Origin of the sequence: Alteromonas sp. V450, from assembly GCF_001885075.1 — a bacterium.
Taxonomy (GTDB): Bacteria; Pseudomonadota; Gammaproteobacteria; order Enterobacterales; family Alteromonadaceae; genus Alteromonas.
The window spans coordinates 1209778-1233643 of the sequence record NZ_MODU01000004.1 but is presented as its reverse complement, the minus strand read 5'-3'; the positions used below and the strand labels follow the sequence as shown (position 1 = coordinate 1233643).

Genomic DNA, 23866 nt, shown 5'->3' with positions numbered 1-23866 from the left:
TCTCATCTGATTAAGACAGCACATTAAATTAAACTCGTTATAAAACGGAGGTTTAAATGAAGTTTATTAAGACCCTCACTGCAGTTGTGTTGATGTGTTCTGCGTCAACAGCGTTACATGCCACACCTGCTAGCGTACCAGTAGAAGTTTGGTCTGATTCTCTACAAGTCAGTAACCTAGACATGTCTCCAGATGCAAAACGTATTGCAATGCTAATGCGCAGAGAGCGCGGTGGAGATCCTGAACTTTTCATATTTGAAACCAGCAATATAAAAAGTACACTTCAAGCGATACAACCAGAAGGCCTGACACCTACATCCCTTAGATGGGCAAACGAAAAGCACCTTGTTGTAAACTTTTATTTTGAAACAGAAGATGCGGGAACTCCTGTTCGACTTAGCCGTACTGCGTCTTTTAACGTTGAAACGCAAGAATGGACCCCCCTCATTAGAACGACTACGCGTAAAAATATTCGTGATACTGGCGGTAATCTGTTTAGCCGGTTGGGTATAGGTCGCGTTGTAAGTATTCTACCTGATGAGCCAGAATATGTACTTATTGAGCACAACGAAGAGCGGGGTAGTGCGCCTAACTACTACAAGACTCACCTTGATACCGGTGAACGTAGCCTAGTTCTAAAAGGTAACTACAGATTAAGTGGCTATATTTGGGATAGAGACGGTAAGGCACGTGCCGCTATGGAATATGACTCAGGTGATATTGCCATTGTGTCGTTAGCACGAGAGTCTGATGAGGATGACTGGAAAGAAGTAGGTCGATTAAGAGCAGCTGATAGAGACCGTTTTGAAGTATTAGGGTTTTACGACACAGATAAGCCTTATTTAGCGACAGTTGTTGCTGAAACTGATGATCGCGAGTACACGGCTATTTACACTGTGGACATACGTGATGGCTCAAAAGAAATGGTATTTAGAACGGAAAACTACGATGCCACTGGCGTTGTACTTTCACCGCGATTGGCAGATGGTACAAAGGTAGTCGGGTATCGTTATGCCGATGAAGAGGGGTACCAGAAATATTATACTGACGACACATATGGCCCACTTTATAGAGGTCTACAGCAAGCATTTCCGGGCAGAAACGTTACGCTGCAGCGTGTGTCGAAAGACGGAAAAACCACGTTAATTTATACCTCTGGCCCTCAAGATCCAGGAAGTTGGTATTTGTTTAAAGATGGCAAAGTGGCGCCAATTATTTCGGCCTCTACCGAGATAACAAGTGCAGCACTTTCACCCGTAGAAGTCTTGAAGTATAAAGCACGCGATGGCCTAGAAATGTCTGGGTACGTAACAATCCCAAGCAATACTAAAGGTCCGTATCCGCTAATTGCTATGCCTCATGGTGGCCCATGGGTAAGAGATAGCTACGGATACGATCGTTGGGCGCAAATGCTTGCAAACAAGGGATACGCGGTGTTCCAACCTAATTACAGAGGATCTGTTGATTTAGGAAGATCGCATTGGTTAGCCGGTGACAAGAAGTGGGGCTATCAAATGCAAGACGATATCGAAGACGGCGTTAATGCATTGATTAAAAAAGGTATTGCCGACCCTAAAAAGCTTGCGATGTTTGGCTGGAGCTACGGCGGCTACGCAGCATTCACTGCCGCTACACGTGAAAACAACATGTTCAATTGTATTGTTTCAGGAGCGGGTGTTTCTGACCTTACACGTATTCGCGGCGGTATATCGGGAAGTCGATTCCAGCGTGTATTCCAAAAGCCAACCATTGATGGTGTTTCACCCGTAGACTTAACCAGTAAGGTTAAAGTACCAATGCTTATTGTGCATGGCGATCTGGACAGTACGGTACCAGTTGAACATAGCAGAATGTATGTCGAGGGCTTGGAAAAGGCTAATGCTGATTTTGAATATATTGAAATAGAAGATATGGAACACAGTCCGTATTTTTACGAGCAAAATATGCAGTGGTTTCCACAGCTGTTTGAGTTCTTTGATACTAAGTGTAAGTTTTAACGGCAATTGAAAGGTAATATATAAAGTTTAGGTAAGTCTCCTAATGAACCAGCCATGTATTTATGGCTGGTTCATCGTTAGGCGCAAATCGACTACTTAATTCTCTTAACACGATATGTTCGTCTGGAAACATCAAAACTGATTGATGGATTACCAGTATAGTTTCGATTAAATGTAGCTTTAGCAGGCAGTGCATCAGGTGCTATAAATCTCACATTTTGTGTCTGCTCCCATATCGCACCGTCATCCGTGTAAAACTTATGTCTGCCCTTTGCGTTAACCGTTATCCTCACGATGGTCGCTTCGAAGTCGGCAACATCTTGTTTTACTTCTTCTTCTGTATATCTTGGCCCTGCTGCCCACGTCGGCAGGTCGTCTGCTGAAGTTTTTGTATCCGTTTCCTTTTTAGGGTTTGTTGCTACCACAGCATCAGGTTGTTTTTTCGCCAGAGTAGGCGTTGTGCTATTAGCATTAACTTTGGGCGTTTGCAGCGATGCCGGTACAATTTTTTCGAGCGCTTCTGTAGCACTATCAAAACAAGCTAGTCTTAATTCATCAGAGCTTAGCGCTTTGCATTCAATTACATTGGTTGCTGATTGTATAAGTTCTTCTTGTGCTTGTGCACATTGAAATGCGACTAAGCTTGAAATGCCGATCGATATTTTTATCGCGTTTTTAACGCTTACAGCATGGTTGTGTTTTTTTATAGTCAATTTTTCACCACTTTCTGAAAATAGTCATTTATTAAGACGTTCTGCGTACTTTGAATATGTGGAGTCGACAAGGACATCCTCACTGTTGATACGAAATTTACGTTGAGTAATTTTGTAGCGCTATGGTACTACACAATGTAAAAACGTAGAGCACAGGGCTCTACGTTTTTACAATTTAAGATGGAAGCCTGTGAAAGTAAAGTTTGATTACCGACAAGAAGTTATGAAAGTGTAGCGAGGGCCTTCCCAGAATATGTGGCTAATTCTTCGGTTCGGTTTTCTTTTATCTTATTAGCCCAATTTGGATCTTGAAGGAGTGCTCTGCCTACCGCGACTAAGTCAAATTCTTTATTATCAAGCCGTTCGAGTAAATCATCAACCGAGCGAGTGCTTGAATCTTGCCCTTTAAATGCGCCGAAAAAGTCATCACTTAAGCCTACAGACCCTACTGTAATTGTTGGTTTGCCCGTGATCTTTTTGGTCCATCCAGCCAGATTAAGTTCACTACCTTCGAATTCGTTTTCCCAGTAACGGCGCTGTGAGCAATGAAATATATCTACGCCCGCATCACTAAGTGGAAGCAAGAACTGCTCTAGTTCTTTAGGTGTAGTCGCTAAGCGAGCGGTATAATCTTGCTGTTTCCATTGCGAGTAGCGTAAGATGATAGGGAAGTCTGGATCCGTTGACGCGCGAATTGCCTTAATAATTTCAATAGCAAAGCGCCCTCTGTTTTCCATGCTACCACCCCAGCTATCGTCTCGCTGATTGGTACCTTCCCAAAAGAATTGATCAATTAAATAGCCATGAGCTCCGTGAATTTCTATACCATCCATTCCAATGCTTTTTGCATCACTGGCGGCTTGGGCAAAGGCTTCGATTACCGATTCAATGTGTGAGACGCTCATTGGTTCAGCGCCTTGCTTCCCAGGTTTGAATAGCCCTGATGGACCTGCGCTAGGAAGTTCAGGGTAGGGCGCCTTTTCTGCAACACGTGCCATACCAACATGCCACAGCTGTGGCATTATTTTACCTCCTGCTTTGTGGACTTCTTCTACCACCTTTTTCCAACCAGCTAGGGCTTGCTCACCGTGAAATCGTGGAATGTTAGCATCCATAGTAGCGACCTTGTCATTAACTGTTGTACCTTCAGTAATGATGAGGCCTGTTCCACCTTCGGCGCGTCGTTTGTAGTAACCTGCGACGTCAGGCGTTGGAATTCCGTTGGGAGAAAACTGGCGAGTCATTGGCGCCATAACGATGCGGTTGTCTAATGAAAGGCTTTTGCATTTAAAATCGGAAAAAAGAGTAGTTTTATTCATTAACGTTTCATTTCTTTATTTTAAGATATAAACGAGTGTATTAGATGTACTAAGTCAGTCAATTGACCTTTATTGATGGATTGTTATAAATGAAACATCTTGAGGTCTCTTAATACTATAACTGTTTAATTATTTCTAATTCCTCTTTGTTGGCAAAATTCGCATCCCAATGTGCCAGTTTTTTTTCCATAACTTTAAACCATAAAGGCGGGATCAGTGCTATTGCCATTGTTGAGATATAACCACCGATCATTTCTGGGGAGTCGGGCATGGCCTTAAGCTTTTCGAATGGTACTGCGCCTTGTGCGTGATGATGGCTGTGGCGTGGTAAATTGAACATAGTCCAACAACTTACGCGGCGGTTTGAGTTCCATGAATGGCGTGGTCGCACAGGTTGCTTTGGGTGGCGCACAAGACCGTAATGCTCCATATAGTTGACAATCTCTAACGTAAATTTTGCGCTTAAGCCTACTGCAACAAACATAAGTGCGCCAAAGACACCCGACAGAATATACGCTAATGTAAGCAAGATAATACTCATAGCCCAACCGCGAAGAAAGGCGTTATGCCAGCTGTAAATGGAGATGCTTTTTCGCTTAAGGCGTTTTTTTTCTATTTGCCATCCTGCTTTTTGTGTACCACTAAACGCCTTCACAAAATGAACATAAACATTGCGGCCTCTCGGCGCAGTAGCAGGGTCTTCAGGTGTGGCTACTTTGATATGGTGGTTGTATACATGCTCAATTGAAAAGTTTGCGTCAAAACTAAAAGCAAGAAGCCATCTTCCTACCGCAACAGCTATAGGGTTGCCGATCTTGTGCACAAGTTCATGAGCTACAACAGTAGCGACTCCACCTAACATCAACCCCAGGAAAGGAACCGCAATGACGAGTTGCCACCACGATGTATCTAGTTTTGCATTTACAAAGTATAGGGGAAGGTTAGACATAATCCATTGACCGGTTGTGCTGTGAAGCGGCAATACCAGCCACAATGCTGACAAATAAATCATAATAGCTATCGGCATAGCGCCATATAACATATATCTGAGCAGGCGTTGATTGAGCAAGGGCGGCTCTGAAATATCGTCACCTAATAGTGCATCGCCCAATATGTAGAGCGCAAGATAGAGTGCGTATCCATACACAATAAAATAGTTACCGAGCCATATTGATGACAAGCCCAGCAATACGGCGATATAAAAGTTAAAAAATTTTAGATAATGCCACACTGTTTTGTCCTCTTAATTATAAAGGGATACAAAGGTTACAAGGGATAAGTGTGACTGAAGCTTTTAAAATTTAAGAGCGTAAAAGAGGTCATTGTTCGGTCATTTATTGCCAGGACTAGGTCATTACATTACTCTTTTGAAAAAGACATTTTTCACAGAGTTAGCAATATGAGCAGGCAAATTTATAACGTACCAACGTTTTACATTATGCAGTTTAGCAATGTGTTGGCAGCTCATGGGCTTTCTCTTAGTGATTGTCTGCATGCAATTGGTACAGACATTCAGACACTCTCTGCACCGAACGCAGTAATACCTTCCAATAAATTTGATGCATTGATATCTGACCTTGTCTCCGATAAAGGGATTGTTTCACCGGGTTTGCTGCTAGGAAACGCATTGAAACCCATTCATCATGGCTCTTTTGGTCTTGCAATAATGAATAGTCCAACGGGGTTAGATAGCCTTTTACTGGTTCAACGTTTTATCACTTTATTTGTACCCGGCATCGCGTTGAAGGTGAGTGAAGAAGGCCAAAGCATTGTAGTCACCTTGTTAGATGAATATTGGACGCCAGAATCTCATCGGTTTTTTGTCGATGTGTTAACGTCGGCGTTTGCAAATCTGCAACGCAGTATTATTGAAGCGGGAAACAACCCCATCATTACAGCGTTTTCTTTCGATTATTCACCGTGTGACAACGCGCTTATAGAAAACATTTTTGCCGACATAACATGCAGATTCAGTCAACCAATGTGCGGCGTTGTACTTAATAAAGAAAACGCAACATCTCTGTTAAAAGGTGGCGACCCAGTTAGCTATGAGTATGCGCTAGCGATTTGTGAAAAAGAAAGAGAACGAGCGCCTCATGAAGCGCTTAAAAACAAATTGCGCTTTATTTTTGAACAAAGTGACAAGACACTTTTGTCGCTAACTGATGCTGCCTATGCGCTAAATATGAGTAAGCGAACGTTGCACCGTAGGCTATTGAAAGAGGGGACAAACTTTAAAAACGAAAGGGATGCTTTCCTTAAGTTAAGGGCTTACGAACTGCTGCACGTAAAACAGTTGAGCGTTCAGCAAACCGCTGAAGAGCTTGGATATGCCGACCCTTCGAATTTTCGGCGAGCTTTTGTAAGTTGGTATAACGAACCACCCTCTAAATACAAATAGTGCAAACCCCATTGTGGTTCATGCTCTGTTTGCCTTTAGTAACAACCTAGCCTGTATTGTTTAGAAAACAGGCCAGGTCTTTTAGGGGGTGGGATTAGTCAATATTAAACTACAACTCTTGACTGGTAGGTCTGATAACCATTTCATTTATGTCTACATCGCCAGGTTGCTCAATGGCAAACGTTATAGCGCGAGCAATAGCATCAGCATCGATAGCATCATCATACATATCATCTGCCATTTGCTTTGAGTCTTTGTGAGAAATATGGTCGGTAAGCTCTGTTGCAACAGCACCTGGGGAAATATTTGTGGCCCTAATTTCTCCATTTGACTCTTTTCGAATACCTTCGCTGATAGCTTTAACGGCGAACTTTGTAGCACAGTATACGGTCGCGCCGGGGAACACTACATGACCTGCAACGGACGATAAATTAATAATGTGACCGCTTTTCTGCTCTCGCATTGTTTTAAGCACAGCCGCAACGCCGTACATCACACCTTTTATATTGACGTCGATCATTTGGTCCCACTCATCAACTTTTAATTCGTCAAGGGGCGCTAGCGGCATCAAACCGGCGTTATTGACCAGCACATCAATGCGGCCAAATGCACCAACTGCAGCGTCAGCAAGTTGCTTCACTTCATCTTTGTTTGTGACATCGACAGTTTTGTAAATGGCAGAGCCCCCGCTACTTTCAATATCATCAACTAGCTTCTTCAAGCGTTCTTCTCTTCGCGCACCCAAAACAAGTTTAGCGCCTTTGTTGGCCAGCATCTTTGCGGTAGCTTCGCCAAGACCGCTGCTTGCACCTGTAATAATGACGACTTTTCCTGAAATTTCACTCATAACATTATCCTTACGTTTGATTGATGTTAAATTGCTACGTGCAAATGCTTAACTGGATTATTAAATTTCGCAAAAATGATAAATAGGGAAGATTGATTTGAGTAACATTACGTTAGAAAAAACGATTAAAGAAACCATTGTCAGAGAGCTTCAAAACTATTTTGATTCTGAGTTAAATGTAGAGTTGGGCCAGTTTGATGGAGAGTTTCTACTCGATTTTATAATTGAGAAAGTTGGCCCCGCGGTTTATAACCAAGGAATAGCCGACGCACGAGCCGTACTAGAAAGACGAATTCAGTCGATTGATGAAGACTTGTACGCAATAGAAAAATAATCTGTACTTTAAAAGAGGCACAGTGCTTATACGTAAGGGCTATAAGAGAGAGGTCAATTTTCCATTCGGTTTAAGCGCTAAAGTGATACTTTTATTTTCAGCGCACACTTGGCAATACAACAACAAGGAAGAATTTCATCGTCGTCAATGAAGGCAAGGGGATCAGTAGTGTACTCAACTTCGCCTTCAATAAGTTTCGTACGGCAAGCACCACAAAAACCTTCACGACAATGGTAGTGAATATGAACGCCGGCTGATTCGAGGGCGTTTAAAATGGTTGTATCGGAAGGGGCAACAACCGCCCCCACGTCGACAACGTCGATGCGGAGGGGTTTGTCATTACTGCTCATTAAGCTGCGGCGTTACAGCTCAAAATCAGCAAAGTCGTCTTCGCTCACGGCAGAGTCGATTTGACCAACAAGATAAGAGCTGATTTCAGACTCTTGAGGTGCCACCTGCACGTTGTCTGAATTCAAATAGTTATTCATCCATGGAAGTGGATTACTGCTTATCTCGAACGGGGTGTCTAGACCAATGGCCGACATGCGCTGATTAGCAATGTACTCAACGTATTGGCAAAGAATCTCTTTGTTCAAACCAATCATTGAACCATTTTGGAATAAATAGTCTGCCCATTGCTTTTCTTGCTCAACCGCATTCATAAAGATAGCGCGAGCCTCTTCCTTACACTCCTCTGCAATTTGCGCCATTTCGGGGTCATCTTTACCCTTAGCCCACAAGTTTAGAATGTGCTGTGTAGAAGACAGGTGGAGGTTTTCATCACGAGCTATCAAGCGAATGATCTTTGAATTACCTTCCATCAACTTACGCTCAGCAAAAGCGAAGGTACAAGCAAATGACACATAGAAACGGATTGCTTCTAGTGCGTTTACAGAGTTCATGCACAGATAAAGCTTCTTTTTGAGTTCGTACATGTTAACGGTGTATGCAATGCCGTCAACAGTGTGAATGCCTTCACCCTGAGTCTGCCATAGTTGAGTGGCAAAAATGAGATCGTCATAGTATTTAGAAATATCGGCAGCACGTCGCTTAATTTCGTCATTCACTACGATATCTTCGAATATCTCACTTGGATCTGAGAATAGGTTACGCAAAATATGTGTGTACGAACGTGAGTGAATAGTCTCGAAGAAAGACCATGTTTCAACCCAAGTTTCTAGCTCTGGTAGTGAAATAATAGGCAAAAATGCGATATTTGGGCTACGGCCTTGTACCGAATCTAGCAGAGTCTGATACTTAAGGTTCGAAATAAAAATGTGCTTTTCTGGGTCGGTTAATTTTTGAAAATCAACACGATCGCGAGACACATCAACTTCCTCCGGGCGCCAAAAAAAGCTAATTTGCTTTTCAATAAGCTTTTCGAAAATGGAATGCTTTTGCTGGTCGTAGCGCGCAACGTTTACGGGATTTCCGAAAAACATCGGCTCGATCAATGGATTAGTACTTTGCTGATTAAACGTAGTGTATTTCATGATGGCCTAACTAAAAACTTAGTGATTAACGCGTATTATTGTTTGTGTTCTTGCTTCAAAACTTTTGATGGCAAGCGCAGATACATTCTCTACACACTTGCCACCTAAACAGAAGGGCGTGCTTTATATTTTACACGCGCCGCCTGCACAATCATCGTCTTCCTCTACAACTACTTCCTCTTGACGTGGCATTGGCTCGTTTGCCTTTGCATCTAGCGCTGAAGTGTCAGAAGCACCGTCACGGGTATTGTGATAATAAAGTGTTTTAACACCCAGTTTATACGTAGTTAGAAGATCTTTAAGAAGAAGCTTCATCGGTACTTTGTTACCTTCGTAACGGCTTGGGTCGTAATTTGTGTTCGCCGAGATAGTTTGGTCAATAAACTTCTGCATGATACCAACAAGCTGCAGGTAACCGTCGTTTGAAGGAATATCCCAAAGTAGCTCGTATTGGTCTCTTAGCGTTTCGTACTCAGGTACAACTTGTTTAAGAACACCATCTTTACTCGACTTAATGCTGATAAAACCACGTGGCGGCTCAATACCGTTTGTCGCGTTAGAAATCTGAGAAGAAGTCTCTGACGGCATTAATGCTGACAGCGTAGAGTTACGCAAACCGTGAGTTTTGATTTCTTCACGAAGTGTATCCCAGTCGTAATGAAGTGGTTCATTACATACGCTATCAAGATCCTTCTTGTAGCTGTCAATTGGCATGATGCCTTGAGAATAGGTGGTTTCGTTAAACTTAGGACACGCACCTTTTTCTTTGGCAAGATTGTTCGACGCTTTAAGTAGGTAATACTGCATTGCTTCAAATGTGCGGTGAACGAGACCGTTCGCGCTGTGATCAGAATACTTAACGCCATTTTTAGCAAGGTAGTATGCAAAGTTGATAACACCAACACCCAGTGTACGACGCCCCATTGTTGCGTTATACGCAGCAGGAACAGGGTAGTCTTGGTAATCAAGCAGGTTATCTAGCGCACGTACTGCAAGGTCAGACAGCTCTTCAAACTCGTCCAGTGACTTAATCGCACCTAAGTTGAACGCTGACAGCGTACAAAGTGCAATTTCACCGTTCTCATCATTAACGTGCTGAAGCGGCTTAGTAGGTAGCGCAATTTCAAGGCATAGGTTGCTCTGACGAACTGGCGCAACTTCTGGGTTAAACGGGCTGTGCGTATTACAGTGGTCAACGTTTTGAAGATAAATACGACCTGTGCTTGCACGCTCTTGCATGAACAAGCTGAATAGCTCCATCGCTTTAATTTGCTTCTTACGAATGCTGTCGTCGTTTTCGTATTTAACGTATAGCTCTTCGAACTTATCTTGATCAGCGAAGAATGCATCGTAAAGACCCGGTACGTCAGACGGGCTAAATAGTGAAATATAGCCGTCTTTCATCATGCGCTGGTACATGAGTTTGTTGAACTGAACACCGTAATCTAGGTGACGTACTCGGTTTTCTTCAACACCACGGTTGTTCTTAAGCACTAACAGTGATTCGACTTCCATATGCCAAATAGGATAGAACAGCGTAGCAGCGCCACCACGAACACCACCCTGTGAACAGCTTTTTACTGCGGTCTGGAAGTATTTATAGAACGGAATACAACCTGTGTGGAATGCTTCACCGCCGCGGATAGGGCTACCTAGTGCGCGAATACGGCCTGCGTTTACACCGATACCCGCACGCTGACTTACGTACTTAACAATGGCGCTTGCCGTTGCATTGATTGAGTCCAAGCTGTCGCCCGTTTCAATAAGTACGCAAGAGCTGAACTGACGAGTTGGTGTACGTACGCCAGCCATTATAGGTGTAGGCAGTGACAACTTGAACGTTGACGCTGCATCGTAGAAGCGGCGTATGTAGTCCATACGTGTAGATTTATCGTAATTTGCGAAAAGGCATGCCGCCACCAAGATATACAGGAACTGTGCACTTTCGTAAATTTCACCAGTAACACGGTTTTGAACCAAGTACTTGCCTTCAAGCTGCTTAACTGCGGCATAGCTGAAGTTCATGTCACGCCAATGATCAATGTACGTGTCCATTTCAGCAAATTCTTCAGGCGTGTAGTCTTCAAGCAAGTGTTTATCGTACTTACCCATATCAACCATCTTTCCTACATGTTCTAACAGAGTAGGCGGCTCAAATTGTCCGTACGCTTTTTTGCGAAGGTGGAAAATGGCTAAGCGTGCAGCAAGATATTGATAATCTGGCGCGTCGGTAGAGATAAGATCTGCCGCTGATTTGATCAGGGTTTCGTGGATCTCGCTAGTATTGATGCCATCGTAAAATTGGATTTGAGCTTTAATTTCGACTTGTGAAACAGAAACGTTTTTAAGTCCTTTTGCTGCCCATGTAACGACTTTGTGAATTTTCTCTAAGTCGATGGACTCTTTTTCACCATTGCGTTTGGTGACGAATAAGTTGTTGTTCATGTTACTGGCCGTTTCTCTGTTAGCGCTTGATGCGTGGGCTATTTGTGCCCATTTATATTTAAATTATTGCTTTATTACCTTGCGAACTTGCTATCGTTTTTGGCTCACGCCAGATCAACAACTCGCAAAAAAGCGGCCCAAACACATACTGGAAAGTAATACGTATAGACTGCTTATAAATTTTTACTGCTAGTGGTTTTCCAGCAGATCTGTTTCTCTGCCGATCCCGGTGTTTTTTATCTGGGATCCGTCGCTGGACTAAACACAAGATAGTGAGGTTTTAGACTTAATGCAACCCAATATCTGGTGGTATTTCCAGCACTCAGATTGGCACGAAATTTATGTTAGTAACAGCTAACTTTTTAGCGTTCTACAAGCGTAAAATATCTGGATTGCAAGCGTTTTAATCAAAATCTTCGACGTAAAAATTAATTTATTCTTAGAATTCAGTTTTTATACAAGCACGATATATGGTGTTTAAATTATCGCCGCAACCCAATATGTAGTGTTAAATTAACTTTGCGCTTCTGTATATAGCAAGTAGTTAACGTCTACATTATTAGACGAAAGATAAAAGCCCTGCGAAATTGGGTCCATGTGCAAACCTGTCATGTCGCGTGGAAGCAGGCCGGCATTGTCGGTCATCGACATAAGTTCAGACGGTTTGATGAACTTGCTGTGATCGTGAGTTCCTTTAGGCACTAATTTAAGAATATATTCCGCACCTACGATCCCCATCAGATAAGATTTGAGATTCCGATTAAGTGTGGAAAAGAAAACATGGCCGCCGGGTTTGACTAATTTAGCACAGGCCATAACTACAGAAGCTGGCTCAGGCACGTGTTCTAGCATTTCCATACAGGTAACTACGTCAAACTTACCTGCATTTGCTTCTGCAAACGCTTCAGCCGTAGAGCATACGTAATCAACCTTAACGCCCGATTCTAAACCGTGAAGTTTTGCCACTTCTAACGACGCCTCAGCCATATCTAAACCTGTCACTGTTGCTCCCGCACGTGCCATCGATTCTGCTAAAATGCCGCCGCCACAGCCGATGTCAACAACGCTTTTATCAAACAAGCCTTTGCTGTGTTGGTTTATAAAATCTAAACGAAGCGGGTTTATAAGGTGTAATGGCTTAAACTCTCCCTCTGGATCCCACCAGCGAGAAGCGAGCTCTGAGAACTTATTAATTTCTTGTTGATCGACATTCGTCATGAGTAAACTAATCCTTAATACATCTCTTTTTAGATTATCGTAAATTGACGCTGCGTTTTACTGTTTTTAATCAGAAATAGACAAAATATAACAAGGTGTGAGTGAAAAATAATCGCTTGCCTTTTAGTTGATTAATAAGCGTAATTAAGCGCTACATAATTCTGTCATCAAGTGGTACACTCGAAGTACGATTATGACCCACATAATAATAACAGTGCGCGCCCATGCCTTGTTTTCACAATGATGTGAAGCTAAGCGCTGGATAACGCAGAACAAACCAAGATAAAGGGATTAAGCAGTTTATGTCTGATAACGCTAAAGAAATCCTCCCCGTTAATATTGAGGAAGAGTTAAAAAATTCTTACCTTGATTACGCGATGAGCGTTATTGTCGGGCGAGCCTTGCCTGATGTAAGAGATGGCTTGAAGCCAGTGCACCGTCGTGTGCTGTTCGCAATGAACGAACTGAAAAACGACTTTAACAAGCCATACAAAAAATCTGCCCGTGTGGTAGGTGACGTAATTGGTAAATATCACCCTCACGGTGACTCTGCAGTTTACGACACTATTGTTCGTATGGCGCAACCGTTCTCACTTCGTTATATGCTAGTAGACGGTCAGGGTAACTTCGGATCAGTAGACGGCGACTCAGCTGCTGCGATGCGTTATACCGAAGTTCGCATGGCAAAAATCGCGCACGAATTACTCGCCGATTTAGATAAAGAAACCGTTGATTTCGTACCTAACTACGATGGTACAGAGCATATCCCTGAAGTGTTGCCAACGAAGGTGCCTAACCTTCTTGTTAATGGCTCGTCGGGTATCGCGGTTGGTATGGCAACGAATATTCCGCCTCATAACCTAACCGAAGTGATCAACGGTTGCGTAGCGTTGATTCAAGATCCATCAATAACCATTGATGATCTAATGACCCACATTCCAGGTCCTGACTTCCCAACGGCAGCAATGATCAGCGGTCGCAAAGGTATTGAAGATGCGTATCGCACAGGTCGCGGTAAAATCTATCTTCGTGCTAAAGCGGAAATTGAGACTGACAGCAACGGCAAAGAAACCATTGTTGTTCACGAGATCCCTTACCAGGTTAACAAGGCGCGTCTTATTGAAAAGATTGCTGAACTGGTAAAAGAAAAACGCATTGAAGGCGTTTCTGCACTGCGCGATGAGTCTGATAAAGACGGTATGCGTATTGTTATCGAAGTTAAACGCAACGAATCTGCCGAAGTCCTACTGAATCATTTATACGCGAATACCCAGCTTCAAACGGTATTCGGTATTAACATGGTTGCGCTTGATAACGGTCAGCCAAAGGTATTTAACCTTAAAGAAACGCTTGAAGCGTTTATCCTTCACCGTCGTGAAGTGGTTACTCGTCGTACTGTTTTTGAATTACGTAAAGCCCGTGACCGTGCTCATATCCTTGAAGGTTTGGCAATCGCGCTTGCAAATATCGACCCGATTATCGAGTTGATTAAAGCGTCACAAAGCCCAGCAGATGCCAAGAAATCGCTTGTGGCACAAGGTTGGGACTTAGGCGACGTAGCACAAATGCTTGAGCGCGCAGGCGATGACGCTGCACGCCCTGACTGGCTAATGCCAGAATTTGGTATTCGCGACGGCAAGTACTACCTTACTGAGCAGCAAGCGCAAGCTATTCTTGACCTGCGCTTACACAAGCTAACGGGCCTTGAGCACGAGAAAATTCTAGAAGAATATAAGCAACTTCTAGAGATCATCGCAGAGCTTCTTCACATCCTAAATAGCCCAGAGCGCTTGATGGAAGTGATTCAAGAAGAACTTGAAAAAGTGCGTGATGAATTTGGTGATGAGCGTCGTACTGAAATTACGGCAGCAAGTCACGATATCGATATTGAAGATCTTATTGAGCAAGAAGACGTTGTTGTAACGCTTTCTCGCGAAGGGTATGTGAAATATCAAAAGCTTACAGACTACGAAGCACAGCGTCGTGGTGGCCGTGGTAAATCAGCAACCAAGATGAAAGATGAAGATTTCATTGAAAGGTTACTGGTAGCGAATACCCACGATCACATACTTTGCTTCTCAACCCGTGGTCGCTTGTACTGGTTGAAAGTGTATCAATTGCCGTTTGCTAGCCGTAATGCGCGCGGACGCCCAATCGTTAACATTCTACCGCTTGAAGAAAACGAACGTATTACTGCTATTCTTCCTATTAAAGAATTTGAAGAAGGCAAGTTTGTACTGATGGCAACGGCAAACGGTACAGTTAAAAAGACTGACCTAAGCCTATACTCTCGCCCTCGTTCAAGCGGTATTATCGCTGTTAACCTAAATGAAGGTGATGAGCTAATTGGTGTTGATATTACCCACGGTGATGACGACATCATGTTGTTCTCTGACGCGGGTAAAGTAGTTCGCTTTAACGAGAAGCTTCGCGACAGCGAAACCGGTGAAGTTAAGCGTGACCCAGAGACGGGTGAAGAGCTTCTGGCACTTCGTCCAATGGGAAGAACGGCAACAGGTGTTCGCGGTATTCGTCTGCAAGATGGACAAAAAGTGGTATCACTTATTGTTCCAAAAGGCGACGGCCCAATCCTAACAGCGACAGAGAATGGTTTCGGTAAGCGTACTCCGCTTGAAGATTACCCTGCGAAGAGCCGTGCGACACAAGGTGTTGTGTCAATCAAGGTGTCTGAGCGTAACGGTAAAGTGGTTGGTGCGGTTCAGGTAGACGAGACCAACGAAATTATGCTTATTAGTGACCAAGGTACACTGGTTCGTACCCGTGTAGGCGAAGTGTCAGTAGTAGGCCGTAACACACAGGGCGTTCGCTTGATACGTACAGTAGAAGGTGAGCACGTTGTAGGGTTACAGCGTATTGAAGAAGTGGAAGAGTTACAAGAATTCGACGAAGACGGTAACCCAATCATTTCAGACGATGCGCCAGAACAAGCAGAAACTGCTGTTCAAGAGCAAGAGAACACCGCAGAAGACGGTGACGGCTCAACGACAGAAGAGTAGGGATAGGGCGCAGGTATTCATACTTGCGCATTATCAGTGTTCTTTCAAACAAGCGGCTTAAGCCGCTTGTTTACCTAATAGACCCGCAAAACGTTGAAAACAAAGCGAGTTAAACGGTAATTATCTACAGGTGTTGAAAAACGCGATGAAAGAGGTTTTTAACTTTAGTGCTGGCCCCGCCATGCTTCCAAAAGAAGTCATGGAAAAAGCACAATCAGAATTTACAAATTGGCGCGACCTAGGCTGCTCTGTAATGGAAGTGAGCCACCGTGGCAAAGACTTCATTGAGATAGCCGCAAAAGCAGAACAGGACTTACGCGACCTACTATCTATTCCGTCAAACTACCATGTGCTGTTCACGCACGGTGGTGGGCGAGGGCAATTTGCAGCTGTTCCTCTTAACTTATCTACTGTCAATGACACTAGTCTGCATTTAGTCAGTGGCTCTTGGTCAAAGGGAGCAGTAGACGAAGCAAATAAATACAATCGTGCCGTTGTTGTAGGTGAAGTATCTGAAAAAGATGGCCTACATTATATTGCGCCACCTCAGTTGAGCGACATAGACCAGTCAGCCGCGTATTACCATTTTTGTCCAAATGAAACCGTTGACGGAATTGCTTTCGATTGGCTACCAGAGTCGGGCAAGGTGCCACTGGTTTCTGATATGTCTTCGACAATATTGTCTCAGCCGTTAGATGTAGCAAAGCATGGCGTCATATACGCCGGCGCACAAAAGAATATCGGCCCAAGTGGCTTATCAGTTGTAATTGTTCGCGAAGACTTAGTTGGCAAAGCACGCAAAGAAACGCCGTCAATTTTTGATTATGCATTAGCGGCAAAGTCTGACTCTATGTACAACACACCGCCAACGTTCTCATGGTATTTAGCGGGGCTTGTATTTGAATGGCTTAAAGATATGGGCGGCGTAGACGCTATGGCTAAACGCAATGCTGAAAAGGCAGCGTTATTATATTCAGCCATCGACAGCTCTGACTTTTATTCAAGCAAAGTTCACCCTGACAACCGTTCAAAAATGAACGTGCCGTTTCATTTAGCCAATACCGAACTTGATGGGCTGTTCCTTAAGCAGTCACAAGAAGCAGGGTTACTTGCACTTAAAGGGCATCGTTCAGTAGGGGGCATGCGTGCCAGTATTTACAATGCAATGCCAGTAGAGGGCATTGTTGCGCTAGTTGAATTTATGCGCGAATTTGAAAGAGTGAATGGATAAAATGGAGCAGTTAACATTAGACCCGATTGCAAAAGTATCGGGAGAGGTCAATGTACCTGGCTCAAAAAGTCTGTCTAACCGCGCACTACTGCTTGCCGCGTTAGCTGAAGGCGAAACTGAACTAACAAACTTGTTAGATAGCGAAGACATTGAGCATATGCTTAACGCACTAACAAAGTTAGGCATTAGCTATCGCTTAAGCGAGGACAAAACCCTATGCATTGTACAAGGTAACGGTGGCGCGTTTAACGTAGCTGAACCACTAGAGCTGTTCTTAGGTAACGCCGGTACCGCAATGCGTCCTTTATGCGCAGCACTTGCTGCAAGTAACGTTGACACCGTACTTACTGGTGAGCCGCGTATGGAAGAGCGCCCAATTGGCGACTTAGTCGATGCGCTTTTAGAAGCTGATGCTGACGTCACCTACCTTAAAAACGAAGGCTACCCGCCGCTTCAAATTAAGGGCAAGACATTAAGCGGTGGCGAAATGTCGGTAGACGGCAGTGTATCTAGCCAATTCTTGACTGCGCTTTTAATGGCTGCACCATTATTTTCAGGTGATGTGACTATTCGTATAAAAGGTGAGTTGGTCTCTAAGCCCTATATCGATATCACGTTAGATACCATGGAAAAGTTTGGCGTTACTGTTGAAAACGACAACTACCAAACATTTACGGTTTCTGGTGACGCCAAGTATATTGCGCCGGGTAAATTTATGGTTGAAGGCGATGCATCGTCAGCATCTTACTTCCTTGCAGCCGGTGCTATTAAAGGCGGAACGGTACGCGTAACCGGAATTGGGCAAAACAGCATTCAAGGTGACATCCGCTTTGCTGATGTGCTTGAGGCGATGGGCGCAAAGGTGGTTTGGAACGATGAGTATGTTGAAATAACCGGTGCGCCGCTTAAAGGCGTGAACATGGATATGAACCATATTCCAGACGCGGCTATGACCATTGCCACAACAGCCCTATTTGCTGAAGGTCCAACTACGATGACCAATATTTATAATTGGCGCGTGAAGGAAACAGACCGTCTTGCGGCTATGTCCACTGAGCTTCAAAAGTTGGGTGCGAAGGTGGAAGAAGGGCACGACTATATTAAAGTGTGGCCAACTGATTCGTTGAAGCACGCTGAAATAGACACGTATAACGACCATCGTATTGCCATGTGTTTCTCGCTAGTTGCACTAAGCGATACGCCGGTAACAATAAACGACCCAGGTTGTACGCGTAAAACCTTCCCTGACTACTTTACTCGCTTTAAAACGCTGTATAGTTCGTAAAGTTTGGTAAATGTCTCTTAAAAAATCGCGGTAGGCGAAAGAGCTATAGCCTCTGTAACCCAATTATTCTAAGCGATTTATTCTAATGTCCAATGCCGCCAATACGAGGCGGCATTGCTTATCTCTCACTAAAGCGTATAATTGCGCGCGATTTTTAGTAATTTAAATGATGGAGCAGGTATGCATTCCACACCCGTAGTCACGGTTGACGGTCCTAGTGGTGCTGGCAAAGGTACATTAAGTAGCTTGCTGGCAAAAAAATTAGGGTGGCACTTTCTAGATAGCGGCGCAATTTACCGCGTATTAGCAGTTGCTGCACTACACCACGACCTTCCGTGTGATGATGAAGAATGTGTTGTTCCTCTAGCAACCGGTCTTGATGTTAGTTTCGAGACGAATGGCGATACCACTCGCATTATTTTGGAAGGCGAAGACGTTACTGACGATATTCGCACCGAAGAAGTTGGCGCCGTGGCGTCAAAAGTTGCGGCATTACCCCGGGTTCGCGAAGCACTACTTCGCAGACAGCGCGCTTTCCAACAAGACCCAGGTCTTGTTGCTGACGGTCGCGACATGGGTACGGTGGTATTTCCTGATGCGCCTGTAAAGATTTTCCTTACAGCAAGCGCAGAAGCCCGTGCTGAGCGACGCTATAGCCAGTTGAAAGCAAAGGGCATGGATGTTAATATTGCGCGCCTTTTAACCGATATCAAGGCAAGAGACGAGCGCGATACACAACGTGCAGTGGCTCCTTTGGTACCGGCACAAGATGCAGTAATTATAGATTCAACGGACTTGGATATTGACCAAGTCTTTGAAAAAGCGATGGATATTATTTCCTCACGCCTTTAATGACGAGAGCTGATCGCATCCAAAGCAGTGTTGCTACAGGAAGTGGCAACTAATTTTAATAACCCCGCGTTATCCGGATAAGAAGCGTGGATATCAACTTAAAAGTTATTTGAGACTTATGACTGAAAATTTTGCACAACTTTTTGAAGAAAGCTTACAAGAACTAGAAACACGTCCTGGTTCAATTGTAAAAGGTACTGTTGTTTCTATCGACAAAGACATCGTTCTTGTTGATGCAGGCTTGAAATCAGAAAGTGCTATCCCAGCTGACCAATTTAAGAACGCTGAAGGCGAACTAGAAATCGCTATCGGTGACCAAGTAGACGTAGCACTAGATGCAGTTGAAGATGGTTTCGGTGAAACTATCCTTTCTCGCGAAAAAGCGAAGCGTCACGAAGCGTGGGTTGAGCTGGAAAAAGCTTACGAAGATAAAGCTACAATTAAAGGCGTTATCAACGGTAAAGTTAAAGGCGGTTTCACTGTTGAAGTTAACAGTGTACGCGCGTTCCTTCCAGGTTCTCTTGTTGACGTACGTCCAGTACGTGACACTACGCACCTTGAAGGCAAAGAGCTTGAGTTTAAAGTTATCAAGCTAGACGCTAAGCGTAACAACGTTGTTGTTTCTCGTCGTGCAGTTATCGAAGCAGAAAGCAGCGCAGAGCGCGAAACGCTTCTTGCTAACCTTGAAGAAGGTCATGAAATCAAGGGTATCGTTAAGAACCTTACCGATTACGGTGCGTTCGTTGACCTTGGTGGCGTAGACGGTCTTCTTCACATCACTGATATGGCTTGGAAGCGTGTTAAGCACCCAAGTGAAATCGTGAATGTTGGTGACGAAATCAACGTTAAAGTACTTAAGTTCGATAAAGATAAGCAGCGTGTTTCTCTTGGTATGAAGCAAATGGGCAACGATCCATGGCAAGAAATTGCATCTCGTTACCCAGAAGGTACTAAGATCAACGGTCAGGTTACTAACCTTACTGACTACGGCTGCTTCGTTGAAATTGAAGACGGCGTTGAAGGTCTTGTACACGTTTCTGAAATGGATTGGACTAACAAGAACATCCACCCATCTAAAGTTGTTAACCTAGGTGACACTGTAGATGTAATGGTTCTTGAAATTGACGAAGAGCGTCGTCGTATTTCTCTAGGTCTTAAGCAATGCATTGCTAACCCTTGGGAAACATTTGCTGAGTCACACGAAAAAGGTGACAAAGTGTCTGGTAAGATCAAGTCAATCACCGACTTCGGTATCTTCATCGGTCTTGACGGCGGCATCGACGGTCTAGTTCACCTTTCTGACATCAGCTGGAACAAGTCTGGTGAAGACGCGGTTCGCGACTACAAGAAAGGCGACGAAATCTCTGCAGTTGTACTACAAGTCGACCCAGAGCGTGAGCGTATCTCTCTTGGCGTTAAGCAAATTGAAGAAGATCCTTTCAACAAGTATCTGACAGATAACAAGAAAGGTGCTATCGTTACTGGTACAGTAACAGCAGTAGATGCGAAAGGCGTTACTGTAAACCTAGCTGAAGAAGTTGACGGTTACATCCGCGTTGCAGATCTTGCTGTAGAGCGTGTTGAAGACGCAACAGAAGCGGCAAGCGTTGGTGATAGCATCGAAGCGAAGTTCATGGGCGTTGACCGTAAGAACCGCACTGTTAACCTATCTGTTAAAGCGAAAGATCAGGCTGACGAAAAAGAAGCTATCGATAAAGTTAACCAGCAAGAAGATGTTGGTTTCGCTAACGCGATGGCAGAAGCATTTAAAGCTGCTAAAGGCGAATAATGCTTTTGTGGGTGTGCACCTGCACACCCAATTCGCGATAGCTGTTTAAACAATAATATTGACAATGAGGTTAAGCATGACCAAGTCTGAATTAATTGAACGGCTCGCGGATCAAGCGCGTCATATTCCGGCGAAAGAACTCGAACTGGCTATTAAAGAACTTCTAGAACAAATGGCGCAAACTCTGCAAAAGGGCGAGCGTATTGAAATTAGAGGCTTTGGAAGTTTCTCTCTTCACTATCGCGCACCACGTGTCGGTAGAAACCCAAAAACGGGTGAAACGGTGAAACTTGACGGTAAATATGTACCGCACTTTAAGCCTGGTAAAGAGCTTCGAGAAAGGGTAGACGCCTCAATCGCATAATGCATTTTTAAAAGCCGCTAAAAAGCGGCTTTTTTGTTTGCATGAGTCAAGCATCGTTGGTCCAATACCATATACGGTATTAACTATACGATTGATATTAAATTGCATCAAAAATGATTACATGTTGACCATAACTTACGAACGATTATATATTATTCATATAATTATAAACGGTATTCATAGTTTTGATGTCAGCCGGCGAAGAAGAAGCAATAATAAAACAATATCAGCCGTTAATTCGCGCACTTATTCCTTATGAACAGCAAAACAAGCTGTTAGAGGGTATAAATAAGTTTTCAAAGCGTCTGCCGAGCAATATCCGCAAAATAATTAAAGAAGAAGTTGTTAGGCTCACATCGCTTACGGACGCCCCCGCTGACAATTCAGCCTTCGCTCAATTCCCCGTAATGAAGTTCAAACACTTTGGCGTGCAAATGCGTCTAGATAAGGTTGGCGCCCAAATTCTCAAAAACGAAACCTCGCTCTATCAAGACCGTTATACGGTTGGCGTTTTTGAGTCTGTTATGAACTCAGATTTTTATCAAAATCAAATTAAAAAAGAGCAGTTCAAAAAAATAGTTGACGCCTTCAATGTAGAAAGTCAGTCGTTTACGGATATCGACTTTGGTGATGACATTGCTATTCGTCCTAACTTTACGCTGTCTTCCCCTGAATTTGAAAAAGGTCGACACTGTTCAATAAGTTCTATGTCGCATAGTGGGTTTGCGCTTGAGACCAAGAGGCCGCCCAATGCATCAACGGGTGACGTTATTACCTTTACCGTACCAGAAGTGAAAGGGTTGACTAAGGAGCCTACTTTTATAACGCTAGAACTTGAGTCAGTAAAATACAATAAGCACTTAGGGAAGTACGAAACGTCATTTGTCTTTCAAGATGATGTTGATAAAGGCTTTTTAGAAACGGTAAAACGCTACATAACGCTTACGTCATACAAGCAACCGTTACAGAGAGATTTGGAAATAGAACGCGCTATGCAAGAATTAGAGCGCGATCGTATCCTTGAAAATAGCCCATGGTTGCCCGTGTTTCTCGCGCCAGAAAAGAATACGCTTAAACCACTCATTGCACTTTTTACCAAGGCGAACGTTGAACACAATGACGCTAAAAAGCTATTGGCTAGCTTGCAAGACAAGCCGATCTTCGCGACGTTGGTTGATGAGTTGCGTAAGTATAACGAAGCCTACATATTTCATGGCAACATTAAAACGAAAAATGGCAATGTTCAGATAACGGCAACGCACAGACAACTCCTTGCCTTGAAGCAGCTCAATGCTTTGGTTTATCTGCTGGCCAAGGGCGGCGATTTTATCTGTACCCATTGTCGATTAGACTCAGTTACTCGAGAAGATAAGCAAAAGGCTTTTGCTATTCACGATATTGCAAGCAAAGAGTTTGAGCACTTATCGCAAGTTTCACACGTTTTGTATTGCAAGGATGTCTCAAGCTATCTTGCAAATTTAACGCTCTCTGCAAAATGCGACTTCAAACCGCTGTCTAAAGTGCTAAGGGCAAGCGGTGATAACTGGCGAATAGATTATGTGATGGAAGAGGATTTAGATAGACGAAGTGAAACGCGCTATTTAATGGATAAGCCCGCGTCTATCAAAGTGGGCTTGCTAACATCACTGGAAGCCCGCGTTGTAGATTTGAGTGCTAGTGGTATGAAGTTAATGGTTTCGCCATATAGCGACTTGCAAAAAGAGATCCGCGTTTCGGTGCCTGAATTGAAGATAAAGGCTGAGAAGTATACGGTTGTCCATTATCAAGCCGAAACTGGCGTGTTAAGGCTCTGTCTTGTCGAAGACACGCGAAAAGCAAAGGTAGTTTCTAACGTAGATCATATCGTAGAGGAAAACTCCGCTTATTTTAAAATAAGAGATATTGCACGAATTCAACGCTCAACTCACCGCTTCATTTGGGAAATTGCAGTAAGACATATGCCGTCATTAGCTGTGCTTTGCGTTATGAATCGATTTACATTAGATAGGCTAAAAACCGTATATCAAAGTGATTCATCTGACGATCTTTACCCGTTTTCTCGTACCCAGAATATTATTCCACTGCACGGCTTTTTTGCAGACAAAGGCAACGCGAAACCGAAGTCTCAAATACTAGAGGCCATGTTCAAAGAGACGAGTGAACAGGCTCTGGTTGTCCACTGCGTAAGAAAGAGCGATAGCCGCTTGGTTTACATAAAAGAGCGAGACTTTTTATTTTCAAGGCTGCGCTTGCAAATAAAAGCGCAGTTGGAGCAAGACAAAATTCAGTTAAGCGCTACAGACGTGACTGCTATTCGCTGCCATGGCGCTATTACTCCTCTAACTAAAAAGCGACTCGCTCAGCTTTCTAAGCTTGATAAAGCCATGTATGACAAGCTTGAAACTATGCAGGCTGGCTATACGCACTGCATTTTTATAACCAACATGTCGGCGCTTCATCACGATCTTGTCATTGACGATCTCATTGCTAAATTGGAAAAACCTATTAAGGAAGATGAAGGGGTTGCGTAAAACGCCCTCATGCATGCTTTTTAGTGTTAT

At 43.7% G+C, this 23866-nt stretch carries 18 protein-coding genes; 10 read left to right on the top strand and 8 right to left on the bottom strand.

Features of this window, described 5'->3' with window-relative positions; all coding sequences use genetic code 11:
• Positions 1-56 precede the first annotated feature (56 nt).
• A complete protein-coding gene (locus tag BK026_RS05385) occupies positions 57-1997 on the top strand; it encodes a S9 family peptidase (protein ID WP_071814903.1) in 1941 nt (646 codons plus the stop codon).
• Between the two features lie 92 nt (positions 1998-2089).
• Here BK026_RS05385 and BK026_RS05380 read toward each other — a convergent pair whose 3' ends face one another.
• The 3 genes from BK026_RS05380 to BK026_RS05370 form a co-directional block, all read right to left on the bottom strand.
• Positions 2090-2710: a hypothetical protein gene (locus BK026_RS05380; RefSeq protein ID WP_071814902.1), complete on the bottom strand. Its 621-nt coding sequence runs from the start codon at positions 2708-2710 to the stop codon at positions 2090-2092.
• 221 nt (positions 2711-2931) lie between these two features.
• Positions 2932-4029, bottom strand: a complete 1098-nt coding sequence (locus BK026_RS05375) for an NADH:flavin oxidoreductase (RefSeq protein WP_071814901.1) — start codon at positions 4027-4029, stop codon at positions 2932-2934.
• 115 nt (positions 4030-4144) lie between these two features.
• Positions 4145-5260 carry an alkane 1-monooxygenase gene (locus BK026_RS05370; RefSeq protein ID WP_071814900.1) on the bottom strand — a complete coding sequence of 372 codons (1116 nt, stop codon included), beginning with the start codon at positions 5258-5260 and terminating at the stop codon, positions 4145-4147.
• A gap of 168 nt (positions 5261-5428) precedes the next feature.
• Between BK026_RS05370 and BK026_RS05365 the strand changes: the two genes are divergently transcribed.
• Positions 5429-6430 carry an AraC family transcriptional regulator gene (locus BK026_RS05365; RefSeq protein WP_071814899.1) on the top strand — a complete coding sequence of 334 codons (1002 nt, stop codon included), beginning with the start codon at positions 5429-5431 and terminating at the stop codon, positions 6428-6430.
• Positions 6431-6539: 109 nt separating this feature from the next.
• Here BK026_RS05365 and BK026_RS05360 read toward each other — a convergent pair whose 3' ends face one another.
• Positions 6540-7277 (bottom strand): SDR family oxidoreductase, encoded by a 738-nt coding sequence (locus BK026_RS05360; RefSeq protein ID WP_071814898.1) that lies wholly within the window; start codon positions 7275-7277, stop codon positions 6540-6542.
• Positions 7278-7374: 97 nt separating this feature from the next.
• Between BK026_RS05360 and BK026_RS05355 the strand changes: the two genes are divergently transcribed.
• Positions 7375-7611, top strand: coding sequence for a DUF2164 domain-containing protein (locus BK026_RS05355; RefSeq protein WP_071814897.1), 237 nt, complete (start codon positions 7375-7377; stop codon positions 7609-7611).
• Positions 7612-7688: 77 nt separating this feature from the next.
• On the opposite strand, the gene yfaE is transcribed toward BK026_RS05355, so the two are convergent.
• From yfaE to ubiG, 4 genes are all read right to left on the bottom strand, one after another.
• Positions 7689-7961 (bottom strand): class I ribonucleotide reductase maintenance protein YfaE, encoded by a 273-nt coding sequence (gene yfaE, locus BK026_RS05350; protein WP_071814896.1) that lies wholly within the window; start codon positions 7959-7961, stop codon positions 7689-7691.
• A 12-nt stretch (positions 7962-7973) separates the two neighbouring features.
• Entirely contained in the window at positions 7974-9104 is a 1131-nt protein-coding gene (nrdB, locus tag BK026_RS05345) for a class Ia ribonucleoside-diphosphate reductase subunit beta (RefSeq protein WP_071814895.1), read from the bottom strand.
• A 123-nt stretch (positions 9105-9227) separates the two neighbouring features.
• Positions 9228-11549 carry a class 1a ribonucleoside-diphosphate reductase subunit alpha gene (nrdA, locus tag BK026_RS05340; RefSeq protein ID WP_071814894.1) on the bottom strand — a complete coding sequence of 774 codons (2322 nt, stop codon included), beginning with the start codon at positions 11547-11549 and terminating at the stop codon, positions 9228-9230.
• A gap of 513 nt (positions 11550-12062) precedes the next feature.
• Positions 12063-12767, bottom strand: a complete 705-nt coding sequence (gene ubiG / locus BK026_RS05335) for a bifunctional 2-polyprenyl-6-hydroxyphenol methylase/3-demethylubiquinol 3-O-methyltransferase UbiG (RefSeq protein WP_071814893.1) — start codon at positions 12765-12767, stop codon at positions 12063-12065.
• A gap of 302 nt (positions 12768-13069) precedes the next feature.
• Here ubiG and gyrA point away from each other — a divergent pair, with 302 nt between their 5' ends.
• The 7 genes from gyrA (at position 13070) to BK026_RS05300 (ending at position 23836) form a co-directional block, all read left to right on the top strand.
• Positions 13070-15784: a DNA topoisomerase (ATP-hydrolyzing) subunit A gene (gyrA, locus tag BK026_RS05330; protein WP_071814892.1), complete on the top strand. Its 2715-nt coding sequence runs from the start codon at positions 13070-13072 to the stop codon at positions 15782-15784.
• A 145-nt stretch (positions 15785-15929) separates the two neighbouring features.
• Positions 15930-17015: a 3-phosphoserine/phosphohydroxythreonine transaminase gene (serC, locus tag BK026_RS05325; protein WP_071814891.1), complete on the top strand. Its 1086-nt coding sequence runs from the start codon at positions 15930-15932 to the stop codon at positions 17013-17015.
• A gap of 1 nt (position 17016) precedes the next feature.
• Positions 17017-18300 carry a 3-phosphoshikimate 1-carboxyvinyltransferase gene (aroA, locus tag BK026_RS05320; protein WP_071814890.1) on the top strand — a complete coding sequence of 428 codons (1284 nt, stop codon included), beginning with the start codon at positions 17017-17019 and terminating at the stop codon, positions 18298-18300.
• 180 nt (positions 18301-18480) lie between these two features.
• A complete protein-coding gene (gene cmk / locus BK026_RS05315) occupies positions 18481-19152 on the top strand; it encodes a (d)CMP kinase (RefSeq protein ID WP_014976668.1) in 672 nt (223 codons plus the stop codon).
• A 118-nt stretch (positions 19153-19270) separates the two neighbouring features.
• A complete protein-coding gene (gene rpsA / locus BK026_RS05310; RefSeq protein WP_071814889.1) occupies positions 19271-20941 on the top strand; it encodes a 30S ribosomal protein S1 in 1671 nt (556 codons plus the stop codon).
• A 76-nt stretch (positions 20942-21017) separates the two neighbouring features.
• On the top strand, positions 21018-21305 hold the full coding sequence (gene ihfB, locus BK026_RS05305) for an integration host factor subunit beta (protein ID WP_014949641.1): 288 nt from the start codon (positions 21018-21020) through the stop codon (positions 21303-21305).
• A 188-nt stretch (positions 21306-21493) separates the two neighbouring features.
• A complete protein-coding gene (locus BK026_RS05300) occupies positions 21494-23836 on the top strand; it encodes a PilZ domain-containing protein (RefSeq protein WP_071814888.1) in 2343 nt (780 codons plus the stop codon).
• The last annotated feature ends 30 nt before the right edge of the window (positions 23837-23866 follow it).